This is a genomic window from Methylophaga sp. UBA2689, from assembly GCA_002354555.1.
Taxonomy (GTDB): domain Bacteria; phylum Pseudomonadota; class Gammaproteobacteria; order Nitrosococcales; family Methylophagaceae; genus Methylophaga.
This window is the reverse complement of record DELT01000056.1, coordinates 18831-19335: the sequence shown is the minus strand read 5'-3', so window position 1 is coordinate 19335 and position 505 is coordinate 18831. Positions and strand designations below refer to the sequence as shown.

At 44.0% G+C, this 505-nt stretch carries 1 protein-coding gene; it reads right to left on the bottom strand.

Annotated elements, in window-relative coordinates; genetic code table 11:
* Positions 1-505 (bottom strand): catalase (locus B3M51_RS05955; protein WP_292757624.1); only part of this gene is annotated, 505 nt, incomplete at both ends.

Here is a 505-nt window from a genome sequence, read left to right as displayed (position 1 = left end):
AGACAATTGCGAATATGACGTTTTTTAACTTCGTCATCAGCACCATCAATTGCCCGAGCAGTATTTTCAAACAGCACCTGCTGTTTCTCTGGCGTCATCAAACGGAACAAATTACCGGGTTGTGAATAGTAGTCATCATCATCTTCCCTAAAGTTCCAATGATCTGCAGCGCCATTGATGGCTAACGGCGGTTCCCTGAAATCAGGTTGTTCCTGCCATTCTCCATAGCTATTAGGTTCATAGCCTTTGGTACTTCCGTAATTACCATCAACTCGCATTGCCCCATCCCGATGATAACTGTGATAAGGACATCTAGGTGTATTCACCGGTATCTGATGATGATTCACCCCTAACCTATATCTGTGGGCATCACCATAAGAAAACAACCGTCCATGCAACATTTTATCTGGCGAAAAGCTAATTCCAGGCACAACGTTAGCCGGTGTAAACGCTGATTGCTCTACGTCTGCATGGTAGTTTTCTGGATTACGATTAAGCTCCATTA